Annotated in this window: 16 protein-coding genes and 1 other RNA gene; 6 read left to right on the forward strand and 11 right to left on the reverse strand. The window is 60.5% G+C overall.

The window, feature by feature from the left end:
* The first annotated feature begins 120 nt into the window (after positions 1 to 120).
* Positions 121 to 879 (forward strand): substrate-binding periplasmic protein, encoded by a 759-nt coding sequence (locus tag BFP95_RS02495; RefSeq protein WP_065909197.1) that lies wholly within the window; start codon positions 121 to 123, stop codon positions 877 to 879.
* Here BFP95_RS02495 and BFP95_RS02500 read toward each other — a convergent pair.
* Positions 833 to 1,729, reverse strand: a complete 897-nt coding sequence (locus tag BFP95_RS02500) for a DMT family transporter (protein ID WP_065909198.1) — start codon at positions 1,727 to 1,729, stop codon at positions 833 to 835. The two genes, BFP95_RS02495 and BFP95_RS02500, sit on opposite strands and share 47 nt — an antisense overlap.
* Positions 1,730 to 1,831: 102 nt before the next feature.
* Here BFP95_RS02500 and BFP95_RS02505 point away from each other — a divergent pair, with 102 nt between their 5' ends.
* Positions 1,832 to 2,695, forward strand: coding sequence for a LysR family transcriptional regulator (locus BFP95_RS02505; RefSeq protein WP_065873851.1), 864 nt, complete (start codon positions 1,832 to 1,834; stop codon positions 2,693 to 2,695).
* Positions 2,696 to 2,756: 61 nt separating this feature from the next.
* On the forward strand, positions 2,757 to 3,659 hold the full coding sequence (locus BFP95_RS02510) for a DUF2167 domain-containing protein (RefSeq protein ID WP_065873852.1): 903 nt from the start codon (positions 2,757 to 2,759) through the stop codon (positions 3,657 to 3,659).
* Between the two features lie 76 nt (positions 3,660 to 3,735).
* Here BFP95_RS02510 and BFP95_RS02515 read toward each other — a convergent pair whose 3' ends face one another.
* The gene (locus BFP95_RS02515; protein WP_065889797.1) at positions 3,736 to 4,326 is read right to left on the reverse strand and encodes a hypothetical protein; all 591 of its coding nucleotides are present in this window, start codon (positions 4,324 to 4,326) and stop codon (positions 3,736 to 3,738) included.
* 1 nt (position 4,327) lies between these two features.
* Positions 4,328 to 5,374 (reverse strand): N-acetylmuramidase family protein, encoded by a 1,047-nt coding sequence (locus BFP95_RS02520; RefSeq protein WP_065889799.1) that lies wholly within the window; start codon positions 5,372 to 5,374, stop codon positions 4,328 to 4,330.
* Between the two features lie 246 nt (positions 5,375 to 5,620).
* Here BFP95_RS02520 and BFP95_RS02525 point away from each other — a divergent pair, with 246 nt between their 5' ends.
* Positions 5,621 to 6,187: a hypothetical protein gene (locus BFP95_RS02525; RefSeq protein WP_065909202.1), complete on the forward strand. Its 567-nt coding sequence runs from the start codon at positions 5,621 to 5,623 to the stop codon at positions 6,185 to 6,187.
* Between the two features lie 2 nt (positions 6,188 to 6,189).
* Here the strand turns inward: BFP95_RS02525 and BFP95_RS02530 are convergent, their stop codons facing one another.
* The 8 genes from BFP95_RS02530 to BFP95_RS02565 all read right to left on the reverse strand — a co-directional run bounded on the left by BFP95_RS02530 (position 6,190) and on the right by BFP95_RS02565 (position 18,185).
* Entirely contained in the window at positions 6,190 to 8,151 is a 1,962-nt protein-coding gene (locus tag BFP95_RS02530; protein WP_065909204.1) for a hypothetical protein, read from the reverse strand.
* 38 nt (positions 8,152 to 8,189) lie between these two features.
* Complete coding sequence (locus BFP95_RS02535; protein ID WP_065873857.1) at positions 8,190 to 8,621, reverse strand: hypothetical protein; 432 nt, start codon at positions 8,619 to 8,621, stop codon at positions 8,190 to 8,192.
* A gap of 125 nt (positions 8,622 to 8,746) precedes the next feature.
* Positions 8,747 to 8,843: signal recognition particle sRNA small type (gene ffs, locus BFP95_RS02540), an RNA gene on the reverse strand.
* 236 nt (positions 8,844 to 9,079) lie between these two features.
* Complete coding sequence (locus BFP95_RS02545; RefSeq protein WP_065881252.1) at positions 9,080 to 10,246, reverse strand: zinc-binding metallopeptidase family protein; 1,167 nt, start codon at positions 10,244 to 10,246, stop codon at positions 9,080 to 9,082.
* 214 nt (positions 10,247 to 10,460) lie between these two features.
* Positions 10,461 to 12,818 carry an NAD-dependent DNA ligase LigA gene (gene ligA, locus BFP95_RS02550; RefSeq protein WP_065909206.1) on the reverse strand — a complete coding sequence of 786 codons (2,358 nt, stop codon included), beginning with the start codon at positions 12,816 to 12,818 and terminating at the stop codon, positions 10,461 to 10,463.
* Positions 12,819 to 12,905: 87 nt separating this feature from the next.
* Complete coding sequence (gene zipA / locus BFP95_RS02555; RefSeq protein ID WP_049712020.1) at positions 12,906 to 13,775, reverse strand: cell division protein ZipA; 870 nt, start codon at positions 13,773 to 13,775, stop codon at positions 12,906 to 12,908.
* 259 nt (positions 13,776 to 14,034) lie between these two features.
* Positions 14,035 to 17,523, reverse strand: a complete 3,489-nt coding sequence (gene smc / locus BFP95_RS02560) for a chromosome segregation protein SMC (RefSeq protein ID WP_065881253.1) — start codon at positions 17,521 to 17,523, stop codon at positions 14,035 to 14,037.
* 2 nt (positions 17,524 to 17,525) lie between these two features.
* Positions 17,526 to 18,185 carry a GntR family transcriptional regulator gene (locus BFP95_RS02565; RefSeq protein ID WP_065873869.1) on the reverse strand — a complete coding sequence of 220 codons (660 nt, stop codon included), beginning with the start codon at positions 18,183 to 18,185 and terminating at the stop codon, positions 17,526 to 17,528.
* A 280-nt stretch (positions 18,186 to 18,465) separates the two neighbouring features.
* Between BFP95_RS02565 and xdhA the strand changes: the two genes are divergently transcribed.
* On the forward strand, positions 18,466 to 19,914 hold the full coding sequence (gene xdhA, locus BFP95_RS02570; RefSeq protein ID WP_065909208.1) for a xanthine dehydrogenase small subunit: 1,449 nt from the start codon (positions 18,466 to 18,468) through the stop codon (positions 19,912 to 19,914).
* Entirely contained in the window at positions 19,907 to 22,306 is a 2,400-nt protein-coding gene (gene xdhB, locus BFP95_RS02575; RefSeq protein WP_065909210.1) for a xanthine dehydrogenase molybdopterin binding subunit, read from the forward strand. The genes xdhA and xdhB overlap by 8 nt, the downstream gene beginning before the upstream one ends.
* Positions 22,307 to 22,413 lie beyond the last annotated feature (107 nt).

Raw genomic sequence — 22,413 nt, forward strand, 5'->3', positions numbered from 1 at the left:
AACTGGGAAGCGGAAGCCGGTAATGCTAGCGGAGCAAGGGGGAAATTGCATCCGGCACGCTCGCCTAATCTGACTAAGCTTGCCTGATTGGCCCCAAAAAGGCCTGAACCCGGAGAGCATATGCGCGTAGTCCTGGGCGCCTTATGGATGATTACCACGGCAAGCCTGGCAGCGCCCGCACCGTTGCGTTTCTCGGTTTCCGACAGCTGGGCGATGCCCATGGTGCAATTGGAGGGCGGACAGCCCACCCAAGGCATTTTGTATGACCTGATGTTGAGCCTGGCCACCCAGGTCGGCCACCCGGCCGAATTCCACGTACTGGCTCGCGCGCGAATTGCCAGCGCTATGGAGCATGGCGAGATTGATGTGCGCTGTTATGTCACCCAGGCCTGGGTCGACAACTTGTCCGGTGACTACACGTGGAGTATCCCGTTGATGGTGCAGCGCAACCTGTTGATCAGCACCCATATCCCTGCGCAGCCGGTTCAGGTTGTCAAACTTGCGCCACAAGCCATCGGCACGGTGCTCAATTATCGCTACGCCACCCTTGAGCCTTTGTTTGCCAGCGGCCAGCTCAGCCGTGACGATGCCCGCAGCGAAGAGCAGGTGCTGCAAAAACTGGTGGCCGGGCGCTTCAAGTTCGCCGTGACCAATGAATGGACACTCGACCGGTTCAACCAGCGGATGCCGGTCGGCAAACGCCTGCACAAGGTCGCGGTGATCGATCAACAGAACCTGGGCTGCACCGTGCGCAATGATCCGAATGTGCCGGTGCAAAAAATCCTGCGCACCTTGTTGCGGATGAAAATGTCGGGCGAGATCGACGAAATCATCAAGCTGTATACCGGAGAGGCCAGCGTAAACGCCCCTCCAGACTGATTGCTGCCACGCTGGCCAATACAATCACGCCGCCCAGCACCACTTGCAGGGCGATGTGCTCACCCAGCAACGTCGCCGCCATCACCATGGCGACCGGCGGGATCAGGTACATCGCCACCGAGGCGCGGCTGACCTCGACATGCTTCAACACGTAGCCCCACGCCAGGTACGCCAAAGCGCTGGGGAAAATCCCGAGCACCAGCACTGCAAGGTTCTCCGACAGCGGCGCCTGCATCACGGCAGCGGGCAGGCCTGGCAGGTTCACGCAGAGCATCAACGTGCCCACCCACACCATGTAGCACGCCATCGTCAGCGGGCTATAGCGATGGGCATAGTGTTTCTGGATGACGAAGTACAGGCTCCACGACACCGCCGCCAGCAGGATCAGCGAACCGCGCGGGTCGATATCGCCCACGCCGTGATCGCCCCAGATCACCACCAGCACGCCGAGCAAGCCAAGCAACACGCAGCTCCAGCGCCAGAGGCTGACTCGCTCCTTCAAGCAGAAAAACGCGATCAAAACACTGAACAGGGGTGCCGATTGCGCCAGTACGCTGGACGCCGCGGCACTCACGAATTGCTGTCCATAATTGAGGCTGGTGTGATGCAGGAACACCCCGAAAAAGCTCAACACCAGCAGCCACGGCACATCCCTCAGGCGCGGCCGGCCGATGCCCATCACCAGCGCCACACCAGCCATGAACACCGAAGCGATCAGAAACCGCAGCAGCGCGAGCTGCCCAGGGCTGTAGCTGTGCAGCCCGATGTGCACGCCAATCGGCGAATAGGCCCAACAGAGGATGACGCTGGCGATGACTAGCGTAAGCTTCAGGGGTGACGGGGTGTTCATCGACGGCATCCGAAAACTGAGAAGGAATGCCGTCAGTCTTGGCCCGGGCAAGGCGTAGGACAATTAAGCGTTTCTGACTTCTGAAATCACTGGAACTGAGTAATGGAACTGGCCCAACTGAAAATGGTGCGAGCCGTGGCGCAGACCGGCAGCGTGGCCCAGGCCGCCCTGCAATTGCACTGTGTGCCGTCCAACATCACCACGCGTATCAAGCAGTTGGAAGGCGAGTTGGGCACGCCGCTGTTTATCCGCGCCGGGCGCGGGCTGGCGATCAGTGCTGCCGGTGAGATTTTCCTCGAGTATTGCGAACGCATCCTGGCCTTGGTCGACGAATCCAAACGCGCCGTGGATGCCAACGCCATTCCCCGTGGCACCCTGCGCATCGGTGCGGTGGAGTCCAGCGCCAGCGGCCGTCTGCCGCCGCTGCTGGCGGAATATCACCGGCGCTACCCGGATGTGAGCCTGGAGCTGGTCACCGGCGCCTGGGGCGAACTGCTCGATGACCTGCAACACCACCGCCTGGATGTGGCGCTGGTGGCTGCCGGCAACAAACGCGCGAAGCTCGAGCACAGCGTGGTCTACAGCGAACGCCTCGTATTGATCGCCAGCGCCTCCAGCGCACCGATCCACAGCGCCGAGGACCTGGCCGGCCGTACCCTGCTGGTATGGCCGCCTGGCTGCCCGTATCGGGCGGCGCTGGAGAACTGGGTCAAGCCCCATGACTTCAAGCCGGCCATCGCCAGCTATGCCAGCTGGGGCACGATCATCGGTTGTGTCAGCGCGGGGATTGGCGTGGCGCTCGCGCCGGAAGGCATCCTGGCCCGCTATGAGCAGGCCAATCAGCTGGCGTCGTACCGGTTTGATGAACTGCAGGCCGTGGACAATTTGCTGTTCTGGCACAAGGACACCCAGCGGCACCTGGCGCGGGATGCGTTTGCCGGGTTGTTGCGGGAGACTTTTGGCTAACCCGTAACAGGTTCTTTCAGTTATTATTTTGCGAAATTAATTCAAAATGTAAGGGACTACCATGAATTACTTCCGCCTGTTGTTGGCGGCGGCCGTTTTGAGCCTGCCTGCCGCCCCCGCCTTTGCCGCTTCCACACCCGCGCCCGTTGAAGCCAGTGCGCCCGCGGAAACGGCCGAGCACTTCCTCAAGTCCCTCAAGCAGAAGACCGGCACGGTCACCCTGCCCAGTGGCATAGCAACCCTCAAGCTCAACGACGAGTTCTATTACCTCGACCCCGCCGACACCGAGCGCTTGCTGACGGACGGCTGGGGCAACCCGCCGGGCTTCAAGACCCTGGGCATGATCGTGCCGAAAGCCGTTAGCCCACTGTCGGAACGTGGCTGGGGCGTGATCGTCAGCTACAAGGCCGACGGGCACATTTCCGACGAGGACGCCGCAAAAATCGACTACGCCGAACTGCTCAAACAAATGCAGGAAGAAGACGAGGCCGAAAACAAAGAACGCCAGCAACAAGGCTACGCCGGCCTGCACTTGCTGGGCTGGGCCGAGCCGCCGCACTACGACGACACCACCCACAAGATGTATTGGGCCCGCGAACTGAAGGCCGACGACGCCGAGCAGACCACCCTCAACTACAGCATCCGCGTGCTGGGCCGTGAAGGCGTGCTGGAACTCAACGCCGTCGCCGCCATGACCGACCTGCCCACCATCAAGCAGGAATTGCCCAAGGTCTTGGCCTTCACCAACTTCACCGACGGCAACCTGTACACCGACTTCAACCCGAGCACCGACAAGCTTGCCACTTACGGCCTCGCGGCGTTGGTCGCCGGCGGGATTGCGGCCAAAGCCGGACTGTTCGCCAAGATCGGCATCTTCCTGCTGGCCGCGAAGAAATTCCTGGTGATTGGTGTGGTGGCGTTGTTCGCCGTGATCCGTAAGTTGTTCAACCGCAACAAAGCCTGAACCCAGGCATGAAAACGCCGCAACGTGCGTGGCACGTTGCGGCGTAATCGCAGGCTCGGAGTTGGGCCGCGCGTGTCTAGGGTTTAGGCGCAGACAAACGGCTGTACTGATCCTGGCTGATCCAACCGGTAAACGAACGGCTCTGCGCATTGATGAATTCGACCTGCGCCCAACCATCCTTAAAGGCCAGCACGCCGACCACGTCGTTTTTGACAATGTAGGGGCGTTTCACGGGCTTGGCAGTTGGGGTTTTCAGCAAGTACGCCTTGTCGGCGGACACCGTCACCAGGCCGATCCATTTCTTGTTGGCGGTCTGGGTCAAGTCCAGGCCGGTGGCGATCTCCGGCATCAGCACATTCAAGCAACCGGGGTGCTGGCGGCCCTCTTTTACGGTCAGGGTCACGCCGTCCGAAGAAGGCGCCACGCTGCCAGGGTAGGCCTCATCGTTCCAGGTGGTCAGCGCGTCAGGCTTGCCTTGCAGGTAGAACGTGCAACTGCGCGTGACACCCTCACCCATCGCTTCTGCGTAATAGCCTTCGACCTGATGCTCGGGCGTCACCGCCAGCATCAACCCCTCGTACTTGCCCGAATGCAACGCGGGTGCACCGGCCAAGGCAGGCGCTACGGCGCACAACGACAACACACCCACTGCTAGAAAACGGATCATCTTATTTTTTCCCTTCAAGTTTCTCGTAGGCTTCTTTCATCAGGACGTCATAGTTGCCGTAGTCCTTGCCGTTATAGTTTCGCGCCATGGAAGTGAAATCCTTGGCTTTCATGGCCGTCATCAACGCTGAGCTGTTAGCGCAAAACGCGAGAAACGCCTTCAGTTGGTTACCGACATTCACTTTCAATGCCGCGGCAAACTCAAACACCGTCTTGTAACCGCATGAGGCGTAGTTGAACCCCATGGTCTGAAACATGCCCCACGACGCCGACATCAACGCCGCTTCCTGATCCAGGGCGAAGGCGGTGGCCATGGTTTCCCAGGCCTTGACCTGATCCTTGTTATTGACCTGCCACTGCGGCCCGGCCTTTCTTACATAGACGTACGAAAGCAACGGGTGCGCCTGGTCGTAGATATGCTTGGTGTACTTGCGAAACTGGTGCCCTTCAAACGCAATGATCGGCAACTTGGCCGGCCCAAAACCTGATCGACCACCGGACTCAACCGTGGCGAAGGCCCTGATGACATTCACCGAAATGCCGTTGCCCAACTGCTTGGCGGCATTCTGAAAATCCGCATCGGAGAGCGTCATGCCGCCGTCGCACGTGGCCTGGAGCATTAACTGGCGGTTACGTCGCTCGGCTTCGATCATCGCGCGCATGCGGTCCAGGTACACGTTGACCGTCGCCTGCACTGCATCACCCTGATTGTTACCGAATGCGTTCAGAAAGCTCGGAATGCGCATGCTCGGGAAGGCCTTCAGCGGCACCTTTACCGCTTCTTCGATCAAGCTGTTGAAGGTGCGACCGGTGGGGTCGATCACGCCATCGGGGTGGGCGTATTTGAGGTGACGGAACTGGTACTGGCTGATGCACTGCACCAACTGGCCATCGCACTTGCCGTTCTCGGCCAGCGGAAAACCCAGTTTGGGAATGATCAGGTTGAATAAATACTGGATGCACTGCACATCGGCGGGCAAGTTGCGGGCTTTACCGGGAGTCCCTACCGAAGCACTGATAAGACGGGGTAACCCTTGCAGGCTTTTCATCACAGACATCCTTGTTAGTTAAAGAAGTGATAGCACTTCAATATCAACTACACGCCCTTGTCATACTCTGAAACAAGTGGCTGGCGGAAACTAGCAAGGCGGTTTGGGGTTGTCCAGAAAGTGTTTTAAAAGCTGTGAGGGAGCCCTCAAGGACAGATCGGGAACACGCAGTTTTTCGACTGATAGGCAGTATTCAGCCGCCTGTTGGGCTACTGTCTCTGCCTCACATTATTTTCAAGGATTGAAATGAAAATCACGTTAGTTGTTTTGTCTGTCTTGGCCCTGCTCTGCGGTTGCGCTTCGCCCACAGCCACTGTTGCCCCCGACCTGTCGCGCCCATCCATTGCCGAAACCAAATCGGTGGTGTTCGACGGCAAGACATTCGTCCTGAAATTTCAGAAACCCGGCCTATGGGAATACTTCCCGGCGCAGGAAAGCGTCGATGCCTGGAATGAGATGGTGGATTTTACCGTGGTCCCTCGCGAGATGAACCGTTTCGAACCCCTCGACCTCGCCAAGAATACCGTCCGGCTTCACCAGCAGGAAAACCCCAATATGCCGTCGATCCTCGCGACGGACAATGCCACCGGAATCGTGTATTTGGTGATGTATTTCCCCGAGTCTCTGCGCAAGGACGGACGTTTCTCTGAAGTCAGTTTCTTCAAATATTACCGGGACAGTGGCACCGGCCAGACCATCATCTTTCACTTTGCCAGGAACATTCCAACACCGAGCGATCCGCCAAAAACGGTAGAGGCGATGGGCCCCGAAATTGTCCCGGTGATCAAGGCATTCCCGGTGTACCGGCCGTAATATCAGTAACCGTGCGACCCGCTGAACCCCTGATAATGGTGATACTTGAGCCATTCGACCACATCGTAAGGGACGTAAAGCTGTTGCTTTGCGCGGGAAATTGCGATGTACACGGCACAGATCCGCTGATCGAACGCGTAGGCATCCTTGAACTTCACGTTGGTCAGCAGCTCAGGGGTCAGCAGCACCCGATTGAATTCCATGCCACCCGCCTCTTCCGCCAGCATCAGCAGGCAACGCTTGCCGGGGACCCCGCCCAAGCGGTTCAAGCGTGTGATATCGGCGACATTGAAGCCTTTTTCCAGCTCACTCTCGACCCACAGGAACGACTCATCAAACTGGCTGGCATCACGCACCTGTTGCCAGTCAGCCATGTCGCTGAAATACACGTGCGGCCCGTTCTCGTTGTGCTCGTTGCTGTAGAACTGCGGCTTGAACAGGGCGATGGCGCTGATCATGAAGCGCTGGAGATCCTGCTGCGCCGCGTTGTCGGGTAACCCGAACGGGCAGTTGGCCTGCTGCAACTGAATGGCCCATTTCATCGTGTCCCAAGGCGACGCGGTCAACACCACGCAGCCTTCCGGCGGCACGAAGCCCTGGGGGTAATGTTCGATGCCGACATCCGCATCCCGCGCGCCTTCGAAGGGGGTCTTGCACTTTTGCGAGTGCACGCTGATCAACGGGTTGACCAGCCGCTCGACATTGCGGCCCGAGCGCACGGAATAACTGATGTCGGTGTGCCGGACTTCGCGCTTTCTTCTGACCATCACACCGCTGGCCAATTGGTACTCATCGCCGAGGGTGATCAGCACTTGGCGGCCGCGTTCGATAATCTGTAACAACGAAGGCGGGATGTCCTGGCTTTCATCGATCAATACATGGGTGTACCGAGGCGGCACCACACAACCGTCGAGACTCGCGCGCTTGATCAGCAACAGCGCCGCGAACTCGGGTGGGCTGGCCCATTGCGGGTTGGCCTCCAGGTAAGTCCACACACGGCTGGAATACTCCAGTAACACCTGGGCATCCACACCTGACAACGGTTGTTTGAAATGCGGCAAATGCCTGGCCGAGAGGCTGTGATGGCTGGAGTGACAATAGCGTTCGAGCACCTTGAGACACACATCGACGGTCGCTGGACCCTCGTGGCCGCGCCACCCATGGATATCCAGGGTTTGCGCCACAGCCAGTTTGCCGGGCAACCTGGCCGGCGTTGCCTGCGCGGGCGGGCGTGGCCCGTGCAACAGGGCCTTGGCGAAACCGGCAAACGTCGAGCCGGCCTTGCTGTCGCGCCCCAACCCCATACGTTCGCGAAGAGTCGCCAGCTTTGCTGGCGTGCGCGCCAGTATCAGGGTCTGTTCAGGCCGCAGGCACTCCATCAAGGCGCCGAGCAGGTGGCTCTTGCCGATGCCCGCGTAGCCTTGAACATGCAAGTCTTCATTCAAGTTGGCCCGAAAGGTGCGCACCAGCTTGTCCTGGGCCGGGCTGAGCCAGCGTTCGCGGTGCCGGGGTGTAATCATTTGCTGGCTGAACGGGTCATTGCTGCGCAGATGACGGACCTTGTAGCCGATATCCCATTTACCCGTAGGCAATAGGTAATCCCGCGTCGCCACTTCTTCAGCTGAAAGCAGGCGCAGGTTCACGCTTTTGAGCGCGTTAAACCCAAAGTACAGCTTGCGCGGGTCGAACAGCCGTTGCGCTTCAGACAGCAACGTCGCAGCGCCCGAAGACGGTGAATCCACTGCCCAGCCGAGCAACTTTTCCAGGATGCGTTCAGCGCCAGCGCACGTCAGGTCTTTTTCCGCGGCCTGGGCCAGGTTCTGGATGACGAGCACGGCGGCCAGCTCCGGGTCCGTCAGGCCGACCAAGGCCTCGGCGCCGTTCGTGCCGAGCAGGGCGGTGCAGGTTTCGTCCGTGACGGGCAGGAAGACGGGGCTGGATAAATCAAAGTGTTCCGGTTGCATAGTTCCTCGCAGCCAGGGGCCGACGTACGTCGCGTGGATCAGGCATGGTCCTGGCTACCCAGTTCGAACCGATACTCGCCCAGGGAGCCTGACATCCCGCCGCAGTGGGCCGGCGAGTCAGCCCCAGAGGCCATCGCATTGATCTGCTGCTGGAGTTCGAAAACCGCCATCTCGAGCAACCTGCGCAAGTCTTCGGCACTCTGCGCGGCCACATTCAATTGCAGCGTGCAGGCGCCCGCGAGTGGCGGCGGCGCGGGCTGGGCGATCGGCGCGGGGGCATCCGTCACTTCCTCGACCCGGATCATTTGCGCCTCGCTGAGGATTTGCGCGTGTTCGTCGTCCATCAGGTCCAATACCCTCGACAATTCCAGGGTCTGTTCAGGATGCGATTGAATACGGTCCTTGATCTCCAGGCGCCGCATCTGCCATTCCCGCAGTTTTTCGCGCGTGAGGTCGTCGACTTTTTCCACGTGTGCTGTCTCCGGATGCCAGGCATAGGAGTATGCCGCCATGGACTGCCCGATGGCAGATGGCGTGAAAGCATTTTTGAATTGAAAGTGATGAGGTGTTGCAAGAAAGAGCGTTATGGAGGCAACCCCACCAGCCACACCCCGGCACACAATGTTCCCGCTGTGGCTGCTGCCTTCCGGCTCTGACCAGGTTCACGGGTAATCGTTGCGGGGGGACCGATGGGGTCACCATAACGACGCCTGCCTCTCGGCAAGCGGGGCCATTGTACCGATCTCATCGGAAGTTACAACCGTTGGGGCCGGATTAAAAATATGAAGGGGCTCAAGCACTTGTCTGCGCCCCAGGGAGCCACACAGAACCCTGTGGTAGCCGGGCTTGCCCGCGATGCTGACGACTCGGTCTGCCTGGGCTACCGAGTGATGCCATCGCAGGCAAGCCAGCTCCCACACACGGCGAGTTACTGCGCCTGTACCACCTCATCCGCCCTACCGCCCTCTTCCTGGATCACCAGGTGAATAAAGTGCAGCTTGGCGATTACTGCCGGTGGCAGCACGAAGGGATAGAAATCCGGCTGACCCATGCTGCGCGACAGCTCGTTAAGCATGCCGGCCAGTTCGATCCAGGCATTGACGAACGACAGGAACGCTGCACCGCCAGGGTGTTCAGGGTCGTAGAGCGTGCTGAGCGGGAATGGCTGGTAATCCAGCTCCATCGTGCGGGCGCTCATGCCGAAGCCGAGGGCGGTGTCGACCGCGTCCATCATGTGCAGGTAGTGGGCCCAGGTTTCGGCCCAGTCTTCCCAGGGGTGCATGGTGGCGTAGGCACTGACGCAGGTTTGCTGCCAGTCGGGGCGTGGCCCGTTCTGGTAGTGCTGGTCGAGCGCATCGGCATAACTGGCGCGTTCGTCGCCGAACAGGTTGCGAAACGCTTCAAGCCAATGGGTATTGGCGACCAGGCGATCCCAGTAATAGTGACCGACCTCATGGCGAAAGTGCCCGAGCAAGGTGCGATAGGGTTCGCGCATTTGCACACGGACTTTTTCACGGTGGGCGTCGTCGGCTTCCTTGATGTCGAGGGTGATCAGACCGTTCGCATGGCCGGTCATGGGCGCGTTGCCTTCCAGGTCGATACCAACGAAGTCAAAGGCCAGGCCGTTATCTTCATCGGCACTCTTTGGCACCACGCGCAAACCCAAGCTGATCAGTTGCGCGACCAAGCGGCGCTTGGCGGTCTCGACCTTGCGCCAGCGGTCGTGGTTTTCCGCGATCGACAGGTCGGGGATGGTGCGGTTCAAGCTGCAGGCCACGCACAGCGATGCCGTGCTGTGGGCCGGGATCAGCCAGTTGCAGGCGGCCGGCGTGTCGAGGTTGGCGCAGCGGCGGAAGGCGCCGGCGGCGAGGTTGTCGTCCTGTAGCCAGGTGCCCTCGACGGGACCGGGTTGCAGGGAGGACAGGCGACTTTGTTGCGCTTGATACCCCAGCAACGCCTGGCAGGCCAGGCATTGGCTGTTGCGAAAAAACAGCGATTGACCGCACCGGCACTGCCACACCTTGCTATCGCGAGACGTGCCAGCTACGAACGGTGCAGCAATGCGCGAACTGAGTTGCTCGAAGTAGCGGAACATGGCGATCTCTCCCTGGGTGACTGAGACTAGATCATTTCCCTTCGAAGATCGTTCCGAAAATATAACCACACCCTGTAGTGAGCGGGCTTGCCCGCGCTGGGTGGCGAAGCCGCCCTAAAACCAGGCGCCTCAAATTTCCTGACAGACCTTATAGGCCCTATTGGGGCTGCTTCGCAGCCCAGCGCGGGGCAAGCCCGCTCACTACAGACGCAGATCAGACGGAAATGTCGTGCTTGGCGAGGAAGACCACGAAGGCTTCTTCATCCAGAACCTTCAGGCCCAACTCGCTGGCCTTGGCCAGCTTGGAACCCGCCCCCGGCCCCGCCACCACGCAATGGGTTTTCGCCGAGACGGAACCCGCCACCTTGGCGCCGAGGCTTTCGAGTTTTTCCTTCGCCACGTCGCGACTCATCAGCTCCAGGGAGCCGGTGAGCACCCAGGTGTGCCCGGCTTCGGGCAAACCTTCGACGACTTTCTTCTCGCTCAGCCAGTGCATGCCGAAGTCCTTGAGCTGCTGCTCGATGGCCAGGGCGCGGTTGGCATTGCCTTGGTTGTCAAAAAAGTCGCGTACGGCCTTGGCCTGTTTCTCGGGCAGGGCCTGGCGCATATCCAGCCAGTCCGCCTTGATCACGCCTTCGAGGGTGCCGAACTTGTCCGCCAGTTTCTGCGCAGCGCCCGGGCCGACGCTCGGCACGTGCAACTTGTCGAGCAAGCCACCCAACGTGGTGCTGGCGGCGAATTCGGCACTCAGGTCGCCCTGTTCCTGCAATTGCAGGCCGCATTCATCCGGCGACAGCAGCGCACCGATCACATCCTGGTTATGGCTGTCTTCAAAGAAGCTGTGGATCTCGTGCGCCACTTCCAGACCGACGTCCGGCAAGTACGTCAGCACTTCCGGCAAGGCCTTCTGCACACGTTCCAGCGAGGCCAGGGAGCGCGCCAGCACCTTGGCGGTCTCCTCGCCTACGTCGGGAATGCCCAGGGCATAGATAAAGCGCGCCAGGGTCGGGGTCTTGCTGTTTTCGATGGCGGTAATCAGCTTCTTGCTGGAAATATCGGCGAAGCCTTCCAGGTCGATGATCTGCTCGTACTTCAGTTTGTAGAGGTCCGCCGGCGAGCCGATGAGTTTTTCGTCCACCAACTGTTCGATGGTCTTGTCGCCGAGGCCGTCGATATCCATGGCACGCCGCGAGACAAAATGGATGATCGCTTGCTTGAGTTGCGCGCCACAGGCCAGGCGGCCAACGCATCGGTACACCGCGCCTTCGCTGACGGTTTCCTTGCCTTTGCTGCGCTTGACCAGTTGCGTGCGCTCCACGTGGGAACCGCACACCGGGCAGCGCTCGGGGATCGGCACTGCACGCGCCGTTGCCGGGCGCCGCTCGAGCACCACCGACACGACTTGTGGGATTACGTCACCGGCACGGCGGATGATCACGGTATCGCCGATCATCACGCCCAGGCGCGCCACTTCGTCCATGTTGTGCAAGGTCGCGTTGGACACGGTGACGCCCGCGACTTTGACCGGTTTCAAGCGCGCTACTGGGGTGACGGCGCCGGTGCGGCCAACCTGGAATTCCACGTCGAGCAGTTCGGTCAGCTCTTCCAGGGCCGGGAATTTATGCGCGATGGCCCAGCGCGGTTCGCGGGCGCGGAAGCCCAGTTCGCGCTGGGAGGCAATGCTATTGACCTTGAACACCACACCGTCGATCTCATACGGCAGGCTGTTCCGCCGCTCGCCGATATCGCGGTAGTACTCCAGGCAATCCTGGATGCCCTTGGCCAGCTTCAGCTCGTGACTGATGGGCATGCCCCATTTTTTAAGCTGCTGCAGGTTACCAATGTGGGTGTCGCTAATATCGGTGGTCACGCCGTAGCAGCAGAATTCCAGCGGACGGCTGGCAGTGATCTTCGAGTCCAACTGGCGCAGGCTGCCGGCGGCGGCATTGCGCGGGTTGGCGAAGGTCTTGCCACCAACTTCCAGTTGCGAGGCGTTGAGCCGTTCGAAACCGGCCTTGGACATGAACACTTCGCCGCGCACCTCGAGGGTGGCCGGCCAGCCGCTGCCGTGCAGCTTCAATGGAATATTGCGCACGGTGCGCACGTTGACGCTGATGTCTTCACCGGTGGTGCCGTCGCCACGGGTGGCGCCCCGTACCAACTCGCCATCCTGATACAGCAGGCTGACCGCCAGGCCGTCCAGCTTGGGCTCGCAGCTGTACTCCACCGCCACGCCACCGCCAAACAGATCGCCCGCCGGCAGGTCGAGACCTTCGGTCACCCGGCGATCGAACTCCAGCATGGTGGTTTCATCAAACGCGTTGCCCAGGCTGAGCATCGGAATCTCGTGCTTCACCTGCGTGAACGCCGACAGCGCCGCACTGCCGACCCGCTGCGTCGGTGAGTCCCGCGTAATCAGCTCCGGATGCTCGGCCTCCAGGGCCTTGAGCTCATGGAACAACCGGTCGTACTCGGCGTCCGGAATGCTTGGCTCGTCGAGGACGTGGTAACGGTAGTTGTGCTGATCCAGTTCAGCGCGCAGTTCGAGGATGCGGGTAGGGGCGGCGGTCATGGGTGTTCTCTCATAAAGCAAAAGAGCAGCCGAAGCTGCTCAATATGTTAGTGCACGGATTCTACAGGCAACGCTTAAGATCAGGCCTCAGCGTTTCTGTGTCAGGGCGCGACGCTCGAACTCGACGATGCGCTGACGGTAATGTTCGATGGTCTGCGCAGTGAGGACGCTGCGCTGGTCGTCCTTGAGCTCGCCATTCAGTTCCTGGGACAGCTTGCGGGCTGCGGCCACCATCACGTCGAATGCTTGTTTCGGGTGACGTGGGCCTGGCAGGCCAAGGAAGAAGCTCACTGCCGGGGTGCTGAACAGGTCGATATCGTCCAGGTCGAAAGTGCCCGGCTTGACCGCATTGGCCATGGAGAACAGTACTTCGCCGTTACCCGCCATGCTTTCGTGACGGTGGAAAATATCCATCTCGCCAAAACGCAGGCCGCTTTCCAGGATGTTCTGCAGCAGGGCCGGGCCTTTGAAACCGGCGGCGTCGCGGCAGATCACGCTGATCACCAGCACTTCTTCGGCGGCGGGCTGGTCGTTGACCGATTGGCGCGGCGCGCTGGAGGTCTTGCCGACGTTTTCGTCCGGGAAATCATCGTCGCGGCTGCTGAAGCTCGGGCCTTCATCGACGTCAAGGTTCAAGTCGCCCTGATGCGGCTCGGCAGCGCCGGCACTGGCGCGCTTGCCACGTTTGGACGACGGCTCGCGGGCTTCACGCAGCGGCGCGCTCATCGACGGCAAGTCGTGCTCGTCCAACTGAGGTTCTTTATGGGTATCGAGCACACGGGGCGGCCCCAGCAGCTCGGCGGCACCGTCGTCGTCAGGCAAGTTGGACAGATTGCGGTCCAGACGAAATTTAAGCTTCCCCTTGCCACCGCGCATGCGGCGCCAGCCATCAAAAAGAATACCGGCAATGACAATGATGCCGATGACGATCAGCCACTCGCGCAGACCGATTTCCATGTAATCCCGTGCCTCTAATAAAAAATGCTGAAAAATAAGGGGTTTAGCACTGTGCAAACCGCTTTAAAACGTGGCGCCAACTCTATGTTCTGACTGACGTTTTGCCCACGCAGATGAAAATTTGACATTAAACTAGCACGACCAAAGATAACTTTACACCGTCTGTCAAAATGGCTTGAACAAATATGTCCATTTGCCACTTTCGCCAGACCGGTAAAGCGTCTTACCGCACGCTATAAAAATTCTCCCCCGGCAGGGCTCAAGACTCCACCAACGCCATCGCTTCTTCGACATCCACCGCTACCAAACGCGAGCAGCCGGGCTCATGCATCGTCACACCCATCAACTGATCCGCCATTTCCATGGCGATCTTATTGTGGGTGATATAGATGAACTGCACGGTCTGGGACATCTCTTTGACCAACCGCGCGTACCGTCCAACGTTAGCGTCATCCAGCGGGGCGTCAACTTCATCAAGCATGCAGAACGGCGCCGGGTTCAACTTGAAGATGGCAAATACCAGGGCCAATGCGGTCAGGGCTTTCTCGCCGCCGGACAACAAATGGATGGTGCTGTTCTTCTTGCCCGGAGGCCGCGCCATGATCGTTACCCCTGTATCGAGTAGATCTTCGCCCGTCAGTTCCAAGTAAGCGCTGCCACCGCCGAAAACTTTTGGGAATAACGCCTGTAAACCGGCATTAATCTGATCAAAGGTATCTTTGAAGCGGTTACGGGTTTCCTTGTCGATCTTGCGGATCACGTTTTCCAAGGTGTCCAGCGCTTCCACCAGGTCGGCGTTCTGGGCATCCAGATAACGTTTACGCTCGGATTGTTGCTGGTATTCGTCAATGGCCGCCAAGTTGATCGCGCCCAGTCGCTGGATACGCGCAGCAATGCGTTCGAGTTCTTCTTCGGCCTCTTTCTCGTTGGCCTGGGCGGTCAGGGTGTTGAGCACGCCGTGCAGGTCGTAGCCGTCTTCCAGCAATTGGTCTTGCAGGGTCTTGCGGCGCACGGTCAGGGCTTGCCATTCCATGCGCTGCTGTTCGAGCTGACCGCGGATAAGCTGGGACTGTTGCTCGGCCTGGGTCCGGCGTTTTTCGGCGTCGCGCAATTCGCGGTCGGCGTCTTCCAGGGCGATCTGCGCGGTCTTGAGTTCTTCGTCGACGGTCATGCGCTTGTCGAGCAATTCTTCGAGCTTGAGGCGCAGCTCTTCCAACGGCGCTTCGCCCTCCTCCAGATTGAGGCTCAACTGCTCGCGCTTTTCGGTGAGGCGTTCCGATTGCATCTCCAGGCGCTCAAGGGCCTGAGCCGTGGAGTTGTGCTGGGCGCGCAGGGAGCCGAGGCGCACTGCCAATTGGTGGGCGTGGTCTTTGTGCTGGCGGGCTTCCTGGCGCACGCGGTCGAGGCGTTCGCGCAGGCTGTCGCGCTGGGCCAGCAGCAATTCACGTTGCTCGGTGTCGAGGGCCATGCTGTCCAGGGCCTCCTGCAACTGCAGGCGCGCTTCGCCGATCTGCTCGTGTTCGAGCGCGCGTTGTTCGCCCATCTCGGCGACTTCTTCATCAAGACGGGTGCGGCGCAGGGTCAACTGTTCGGCCTTGGCTTTGCTCGCGGAGAGCTGGGCCTTGAGCTCGCCTTGCTGGCGCGCTTCGTCCTGCAACAGGCGGCGCAGGTGTTCGCGGCCGGTCTCTTGCTGGCGCTGGGTGGCGCGCAGGGTCTGCAGTTCGGTTTCCAGGCTTTCGAGAGTGGCTTCGCGTTCTTCGCGTTCGGCGCTCAGGTTGACGATTTCCTGGCCTCGGGCCAGGACGCCGCTTTCGGCTTCACTGGCACGGCGTACCCGCAGGAAATGGCGACCGACCCAGTAGCCGTCGCGGCTGATCAGGCTCTCGCCGACGCCAAGCTGGCCGCGCTGGGCCAAGGCCTGCTCAAGTGATTCAACCGGTTTGACCTGGCCCAGCCACGGCGACAGATCAATTGCCGCTTCGACCTTGTCCAGCAAACTGCCCGGCACCCGCGTGCCATCGGCCGCAGGGCTGAGCAAGCGCAGATCACCCTGGGCAAAACCGGCCAGGTCGAAGCCGCCAAAATCATCCACCAGCACAGCCTGCAGGTCGGCGCCGAGCACGGTTTCCACCGCCAGCTCCCAACCCGCCTCGACCTTCAAGCCTTCCGCTAATCGCGGGCGTTCGGCCAAATGCTGCTCGCGCAACCATTCAGCCGTACCGGTGCCTGGGTCCAGGGCGGCTTGCTGCAAGGCCTCAAGGGAGGCCAAGCGCCCATTGAGCCGCTGCAAATCACCCTGGGCCTGCTGCTGCGCCTGGGTCGCCTGTTGCAATTGCTGACGCAATTGCTCCAGGCGCTCCACTTGCTGTTCTTCGCTGGCTTCCAGCTCCTCGAGCGTCATTTCGCTTTCGGCCAGTTGCTCGCTCAGCGCCATGATTGCCGCGTCTTCCGGGTCGGCGGCGAGCAACACACGCTCTTCCTGCAGACGACGCTGGCGTTCGGCCAGGCGCTCCATGCTGGTTTCCAATTGCTGGATGCGCGACTGCTGCACCTCGGCCTGGCGACGCGGCTCGGCGGATTGCAGGTTGAAGGTGTCCCACTGCTCCTGCCAGCCGTGCATAGTGGTTTCGGCTTCTTCCAGAGCGGCAGCAGCCTCTTCGGCGGCGGCGCTGGTGATTTCCTGCTCGGGGGTGAGCATGTCCAGCTCTTCGCCAAGGGTCAGCAGCAACGTGCGGTCGTGGCCCAGGTGAGATTCTGTTTCCAGGCGCGCGCGCTCGGCTTCCTTCAAGTCATCCTGCAATTGGCGCAAGCGCTGCTGGCCGTGCTGGATGCTCTGCTCGACGCGAGCAATATCGCCGCCCACCGAATAGAAGCGGCCCTGCACCAGATTGAAGCGCTCGGACAGGTCGTGGTGCCCATCACGCAGGCGTTCGATGCTGGCGTCGGCATTGCGCTGCTCGGCCACCAGCGCTTCAAAACTGATTTCCTGGGTGCCAATGATCGCTTCGCGCTGGCCAACCTGGTCATTCAACGCTTGCCAACGCAGGGCCGACAGTTGTGCCTTGAGCTGGCGCTCTTCGCCCTTGTATTCCTGGTACTTCTCGGCGGCCTGGGCCTGGCGGTGCAGGCGCTCCAACTGGCGCTCCAGCTCTTCGCGCAGGTCGGTCAGGCGGGCGAGGTTCTCGTGGGTACGGCGGATGCGGTTTTCGGTCTCGCGGCGGCGCTCCTTGTACTTGGAGATGCCGGCCGCTTCCTCGATAAAGTTACGCAGGTCTTCGGGCTTGGCTTCGATCAGCTTGGAGATCATGCCCTGCTCGATGATCGAGTAGCTGCGCGGGCCCAAGCCTGTGCCGAGGAAAATATCGGTGATGTCCCGACGGCGACACTTGGTGCCGTTGAGGAAGTAACTGTTCTGGCTGTCGCGCGTCACTTTGCGGCGGATCGAGATTTCGGCGTAGGCCGCGTACTCGCCGACCAAGGTGCCGTCGGAGTTGTCAAATACCAGTTCGATGCTGGCCTGGCTGACGGGCTTGCGGCTGGTGGAACCGTTGAAGATGACGTCGGTCATCGATTCGCCGCGCAGGTTTTTTGCCGAGCTCTCGCCCATCACCCAGCGTACGGCGTCGATGATGTTCGACTTGCCGCAACCATTGGGCCCGACCACCGCCGCCATATTACTGGGGAAGTTCACCGTGGTCGGGTCGACGAAGGATTTGAACCCCGCCAGTTTGATGCACTTGAGCCGCACGTTTAGGCGTCCGCCAACGCGGCGATGACCAGCGATGAACTGCGCTGGCAGTAGGCCGACAGCACCAGGCGAATCTGCACCAGGTCACGGGCCAGTACAGCGGCGAGCAGTTGTTCGAACAGGGCCAGGTACTCGCTCATGGACGCCTTGCGTTGATCCAGGGCCAGGTAATAGGCACGGTTCATCGCTGGCTGCAGGTTCTCGACGGTTTCCTGCAAATAGGGGTTGTTGGCGAAGGGGTACGCGGCGCGCATGACATTGAAGCTTTCTTCAACGAAGGCGCGGATGTCCTCGCGCTCATAGCTGACCTGCAGGCGCTGCTGTATTTGCAGAAACGGCGCCATGTCGACCTGGCTTTGCCAGCCTTCGGCAACCGCATTGCCGAGCAGGATGTACATCTCGCCCATTAACGTACACAGGCTCTGCACCTTGTGCGCGGTGAGTTCGGTGACGTGGGCGCCACGGCGCGGCAGGATCGCGATCAGGTGGCGACGTTCGAGGATCAACAAGGCTTCACGCACGGAACCACGGCTGACATTGAGTGCCAGCGTGACCTTTTGCTCCTGGATCCGCTCCCCAGGCTTGAGATCGCCGCGAATGATGCGTTCGGCGAGGTGGTGAGCGATTTGCTCGGCGAGACTGTCCGGCGCCTTGAACGTCATGTTTTCCCTTCAAAATCTTCTATCAATACAAGCGCGGCAGTGTAGCGCATTGGCCCGCTGATGGCGCTACGCCCACCGTGGCGAATTTGGCACGGAATAAGCAAAGATTGCAGTGCATAAGCCCGCAAAAACAACGGTTCCAGAAGACTGGACCATAATTGAACGTGTTGCGATCGCATTTTCTTGACCATTAGGTCAGAAAACAATTGACCGAAAAGTCAGACATGACTAGATTCGGCGCAAAGCGGTTAACAACAATAATGAGTCTGCGAGGCCTTCCGTGATCCAGTTTTTACTTAACCAGGAACTCCGTAGCGAGCACGCCCTGGACCCCAACCTGACTGTGCTCAACTATCTGCGCGAGCATGTGGGCAAATCCGGCACCAAGGAAGGCTGCGCCAGCGGCGATTGCGGTGCCTGCACCGTGGTGGTCGGCGAACTGCACACGGACGATCAAGGCGCCGAGCAGATCCGTTATCGCAGCCTCAACTCCTGCCTGACCTTTGTCTCGTCCCTGCACGGCAAACAACTGATCAGCGTCGAAGACCTCAAGCACCAAGGCCAACTGCACAGCGTGCAACAGGCCATGGTCGAGTGCCACGGTTCACAATGCGGCTTTTGCACCCCCGGTTTTGTGATGTCATTGTTTGCCCTGCAAAAGAACAGCGACGCCCCCGACAGCCAGAAAGCCCATGAAGCCCTGGCCGGCAACCTGTGCCGCTGCACCGGTTATCGCCCGATTCTCGCGGCCGCCGAACAGGCTTGCTGCAACAAACCCCAGGATCAGTTCGACAGCCGCCAGGCCGACACCATCGCCCGCCTCAAAGCCATTGCGCCGACACAAACCGGTGAACTCAACAGCGGCGACAAACGTTGCCTGGTGCCGTTGACCGTTGCCGATCTGGCCGACCTCTACGATGCTTATCCCCAAGCGCGCTTGCTGGCCGGCGGCACCGACCTGGCGCTGGAAGTCACCCAGTTCCACCGCACGCTGCCGGTGATGATCTACGTCGGCAACATTGAAGAAATGAAGCGCATCGAAGAGTTCGACGACCGCCTGGAAATCGGCGCGGCCACCGCCCTCTCCGATTGCTACGCCGCGTTGAACGCGGAATACCCGGACTTTGGCGAACTGCTGCATCGCTTCGCCTCTCTGCAAATCCGCAACCAGGGCACCCTGGGCGGCAATATCGGCAATGCGTCGCCGATTGGTGATTCGCCACCGCTGCTGATCGCCCTCGGCGCGCAGATCGTGCTGTGCAAGGGCGAAACCCGCCGCACCCTGGCGCTTGAAGATTACTTCATCGATTACCGCGTCACCGCGCGCCAGGACAGCGAGTTCATCGAGAAAATCATCGTGCCGAAGGGCCACGCGTTGTTCCGCGCCTACAAGGTTTCCAAGCGCCTGGACGATGACATTTCCGCCGTGTGCGCCGCGTTCAATTTGAAGATTGAAAACGGTGTGATCAGCGACGCCCGCGTCGCCTTCGGCGGCATGGCTGCTACGCCAAAACGCGCAAAAAACTGCGAGACGGTATTGCTCGGCGCCACCTGGAACTCGGCCACCGTCGAACAAGCCTGCGCCGCCCTGGCCGAGGATTTCACCCCGCTGTCAGACTTCCGCGCCAGCAAGGAATATCGCCTGCTCAGCGCGCAGAACCTGCTGCGCAAATACTTCATCGAACTGCAAACGCCGCACATCGAGACTCGGGTGACCGCTTATGTCTAACCATCACGCCGTCGTTAAAACCCAAGCCGAACTTGCCGAGCTGTTCGCCCAGGACCTCACCTCTGGCGTGGGCCGCAGCGTCAAGCATGACAGCGCCGCCAAGCACGTCAGCGGTGAAGCGCAATACATCGATGACCGCCTTGAATTCCCCAACCAATTGCACCTGTATGCGCGCATGTCCGACCGTGCCCACGCGCGGATCATCAGCATCGACACCGCACCCTGCTATGCCTTTGAAGGCGTGCGCATTGTTATCACCCATGAAGACGTGCCGGGCCTGAAAGACATCGGCCCGCTGATGCCCGGCGATCCGTTGCTGGCGATTGATACGGTGCAGTACGTCGGCCAGGTTGTACTCGCTGTGGCTGCCCGCGACCTGGACACCGCACGCAAAGCAGCGATGGCGGCGGTGATCGAATACGAAGACCTGGAACCGGTGCTGGATGTGGTCGAGGCGTTTCGCAAAAAACACTTCGTGCTCGACAGCCACACCCACCAGCGCGGTGATTCAGTCGGCGCATTGGCCACGGCCAAAAACCGTATCCAGGGCACTCTTCATATCGGCGGCCAGGAACACTTCTACCTGGAAACCCAGATCTCGTCGGTGATGCCCACCGAAGACGGCGGCATGATCGTCTATTGCTCTACGCAAAACCCCACCGAAGTGCAGAAACTGGTGGCCGAAGTACTCGACGTGTCGATGAACAAGATCGTCGTGGATATGCGCCGCATGGGCGGTGGTTTCGGCGGCAAGGAAACCCAGGCCGCAAGCCCGGCGTGCTTGTGCGCGGTGGTTGCACGCCTCACTGGCCAGCCGACCAAGATGCGCCTGCCGCGTGTGGAAGACATGCTGATGACCGGCAAGCGCCACCCCTTCTATATCGAATACGACGTCGGCTTCGACGACAGCGGTCGCCTGCACGGCATCAACCTGGAGCTGGCGGGTAACTGCGGCTGTTCGCCGGACCTGTCCAACTCGATTGTCGACCGTGCAATGTTCCACTCCGACAACGCGTATTACCTCGGCGATGCCACGGTGAACGGCCATCGCTGCAAGACCAACACTGCGTCCAACACCGCCTACCGTGGCTTCGGCGGCCCGCAAGGCATGGTCGCCATCGAGGAAGTGATGGACGCCATCGCCCGCCATTTGGCGCTCGACCCGCTGGCGGTGCGCAAGGCCAACTACTACGGCAAGACCGAGCGCAACGTCACCCACTACTACCAGACCGTCGAGCACAACATGCTCGAAGAGATGACCGCTGAGCTTGAAGCCAGCAGCCAATACGCCGAGCGCCGCGAAGCGATTCGCCTGTACAACGCCCACAGCCCGATCCTGAAAAAAGGCCTGGCGCTGACGCCGGTGAAGTTCGGCATTTCGTTTACCGCCAGCTTTCTCAACCAGGCGGGTGCACTGATCCACATCTATACCGACGGCAGCATCCACCTGAACCATGGCGGCACCGAGATGGGCCAGGGTTTGAACACCAAGGTCGCGCAGGTGGTGGCCGAGGTGTTCCAGGTGGAGATCGACCGCGTACAGATCACCGCCACCAACACTGACAAAGTGCCCAACACCTCGCCGACCGCCGCCTCCAGCGGTGCTGACCTGAACGGTAAGGCCGCGCAGAACGCCGCCGAAACCATCAAGCAGCGCCTGGTGGAGTTTGCCGCGCGCAAGTACGACGTGAGCGAGGCAGATGTGGAGTTCCACAACGGCCATGTGCGCGTGCGCGACCAGATCCTGACCTTTGAGGCGTTGATCCAGCAGGCGTATTTCGCCCAGGTTTCGCTGTCGAGCACCGGCTTCTACAAGACCCCGAAAATCTTCTACGACCGCAGCCAGTCACGCGGTCGGCCGTTCTACTACTTCGCGTTCGGCGCGGCCTGTTGCGAAGTGATCGTCGACACCCTGACCGGCGAATACAAGATGCTGCGCACCGACATCCTCCACGACGTCGGCGCCTCGCTGAACCCGGCCATCGACATCGGCCAGGTCGAAGGCGGCTTTATCCAGGGCATGGGCTGGCTGACCATGGAAGAGCTGGTGTGGAACAACAAGGGCAAGCTGATGACCAACGGCCCTGCCAGCTACAAGATCCCAGCCGTCGCGGACATGCCGCTGGACCTGCGCGTCAAGCTGGTGGAAAACCGCAAGAACCCGGAAGACACGGTGTTCCATTCCAAGGCCGTGGGCGAGCCGCCGTTCATGCTCGGGATTGCTTCGTGGTGCGCGATCAAGGACGCGGTGGCGAGCCTGGGTGATTATCGCCATCAGCCGAAGATTGACGCACCGGCGACGCCGGAACGGGTGTTGTGGGGGTGTGAGCAGATGCGGCAGTTGCAGGCGGCGAAAGCCATTGAGACTGAAACCGAGATGGCTTCGCTCTAGACCGAGGCGCTGCCATCGCGGGCAAGCCCGGCTCCCACATGTTGATCTGTGAACCCGATCAACTGTGGGAGCTGGCTTGCCTGCGATAGCGGCCTCACAGACACCAC

The sequence above is a fragment of the Pseudomonas sp. 58 R 12 genome (assembly GCF_900005865.1).
Lineage (GTDB): Bacteria > Pseudomonadota > Gammaproteobacteria > Pseudomonadales > Pseudomonadaceae > Aquipseudomonas > Aquipseudomonas tritici.

Coding starts and splice junctions, on each gene's coding strand:
- BFP95_RS02495 (WP_065909197.1), top strand. CDS start 121: ATGCGCGTAGTCCTGGGCGCCTTATGGATGATTACCACGGCAAGCCTG.
- BFP95_RS02500 (WP_065909198.1), bottom strand. CDS start 1,729: ATGAACACCCCGTCACCCCTGAAGCTTACGCTAGTCATCGCCAGCGTC.
- BFP95_RS02505 (WP_065873851.1), top strand. CDS start 1,832: ATGGAACTGGCCCAACTGAAAATGGTGCGAGCCGTGGCGCAGACCGGC.
- BFP95_RS02510 (WP_065873852.1), top strand. CDS start 2,757: ATGAATTACTTCCGCCTGTTGTTGGCGGCGGCCGTTTTGAGCCTGCCT.
- BFP95_RS02515 (WP_065889797.1), bottom strand. CDS start 4,326: ATGATCCGTTTTCTAGCAGTGGGTGTGTTGTCGTTGTGCGCCGTAGCG.
- BFP95_RS02520 (WP_065889799.1), bottom strand. CDS start 5,374: ATGAAAAGCCTGCAAGGGTTACCCCGTCTTATCAGTGCTTCGGTAGGG.
- BFP95_RS02525 (WP_065909202.1), top strand. CDS start 5,621: ATGAAAATCACGTTAGTTGTTTTGTCTGTCTTGGCCCTGCTCTGCGGT.
- BFP95_RS02530 (WP_065909204.1), bottom strand. CDS start 8,151: ATGCAACCGGAACACTTTGATTTATCCAGCCCCGTCTTCCTGCCCGTC.
- BFP95_RS02545 (WP_065881252.1), bottom strand. CDS start 10,246: ATGTTCCGCTACTTCGAGCAACTCAGTTCGCGCATTGCTGCACCGTTC.
- ligA (WP_065909206.1), bottom strand. CDS start 12,818: ATGACCGCCGCCCCTACCCGCATCCTCGAACTGCGCGCTGAACTGGAT.
- zipA (WP_049712020.1), bottom strand. CDS start 13,775: ATGGAAATCGGTCTGCGCGAGTGGCTGATCGTCATCGGCATCATTGTC.
- BFP95_RS02565 (WP_065873869.1), bottom strand. CDS start 18,185: ATGACGTTCAAGGCGCCGGACAGTCTCGCCGAGCAAATCGCTCACCAC.
- xdhB (WP_065909210.1), top strand. CDS start 19,907: ATGTCTAACCATCACGCCGTCGTTAAAACCCAAGCCGAACTTGCCGAG.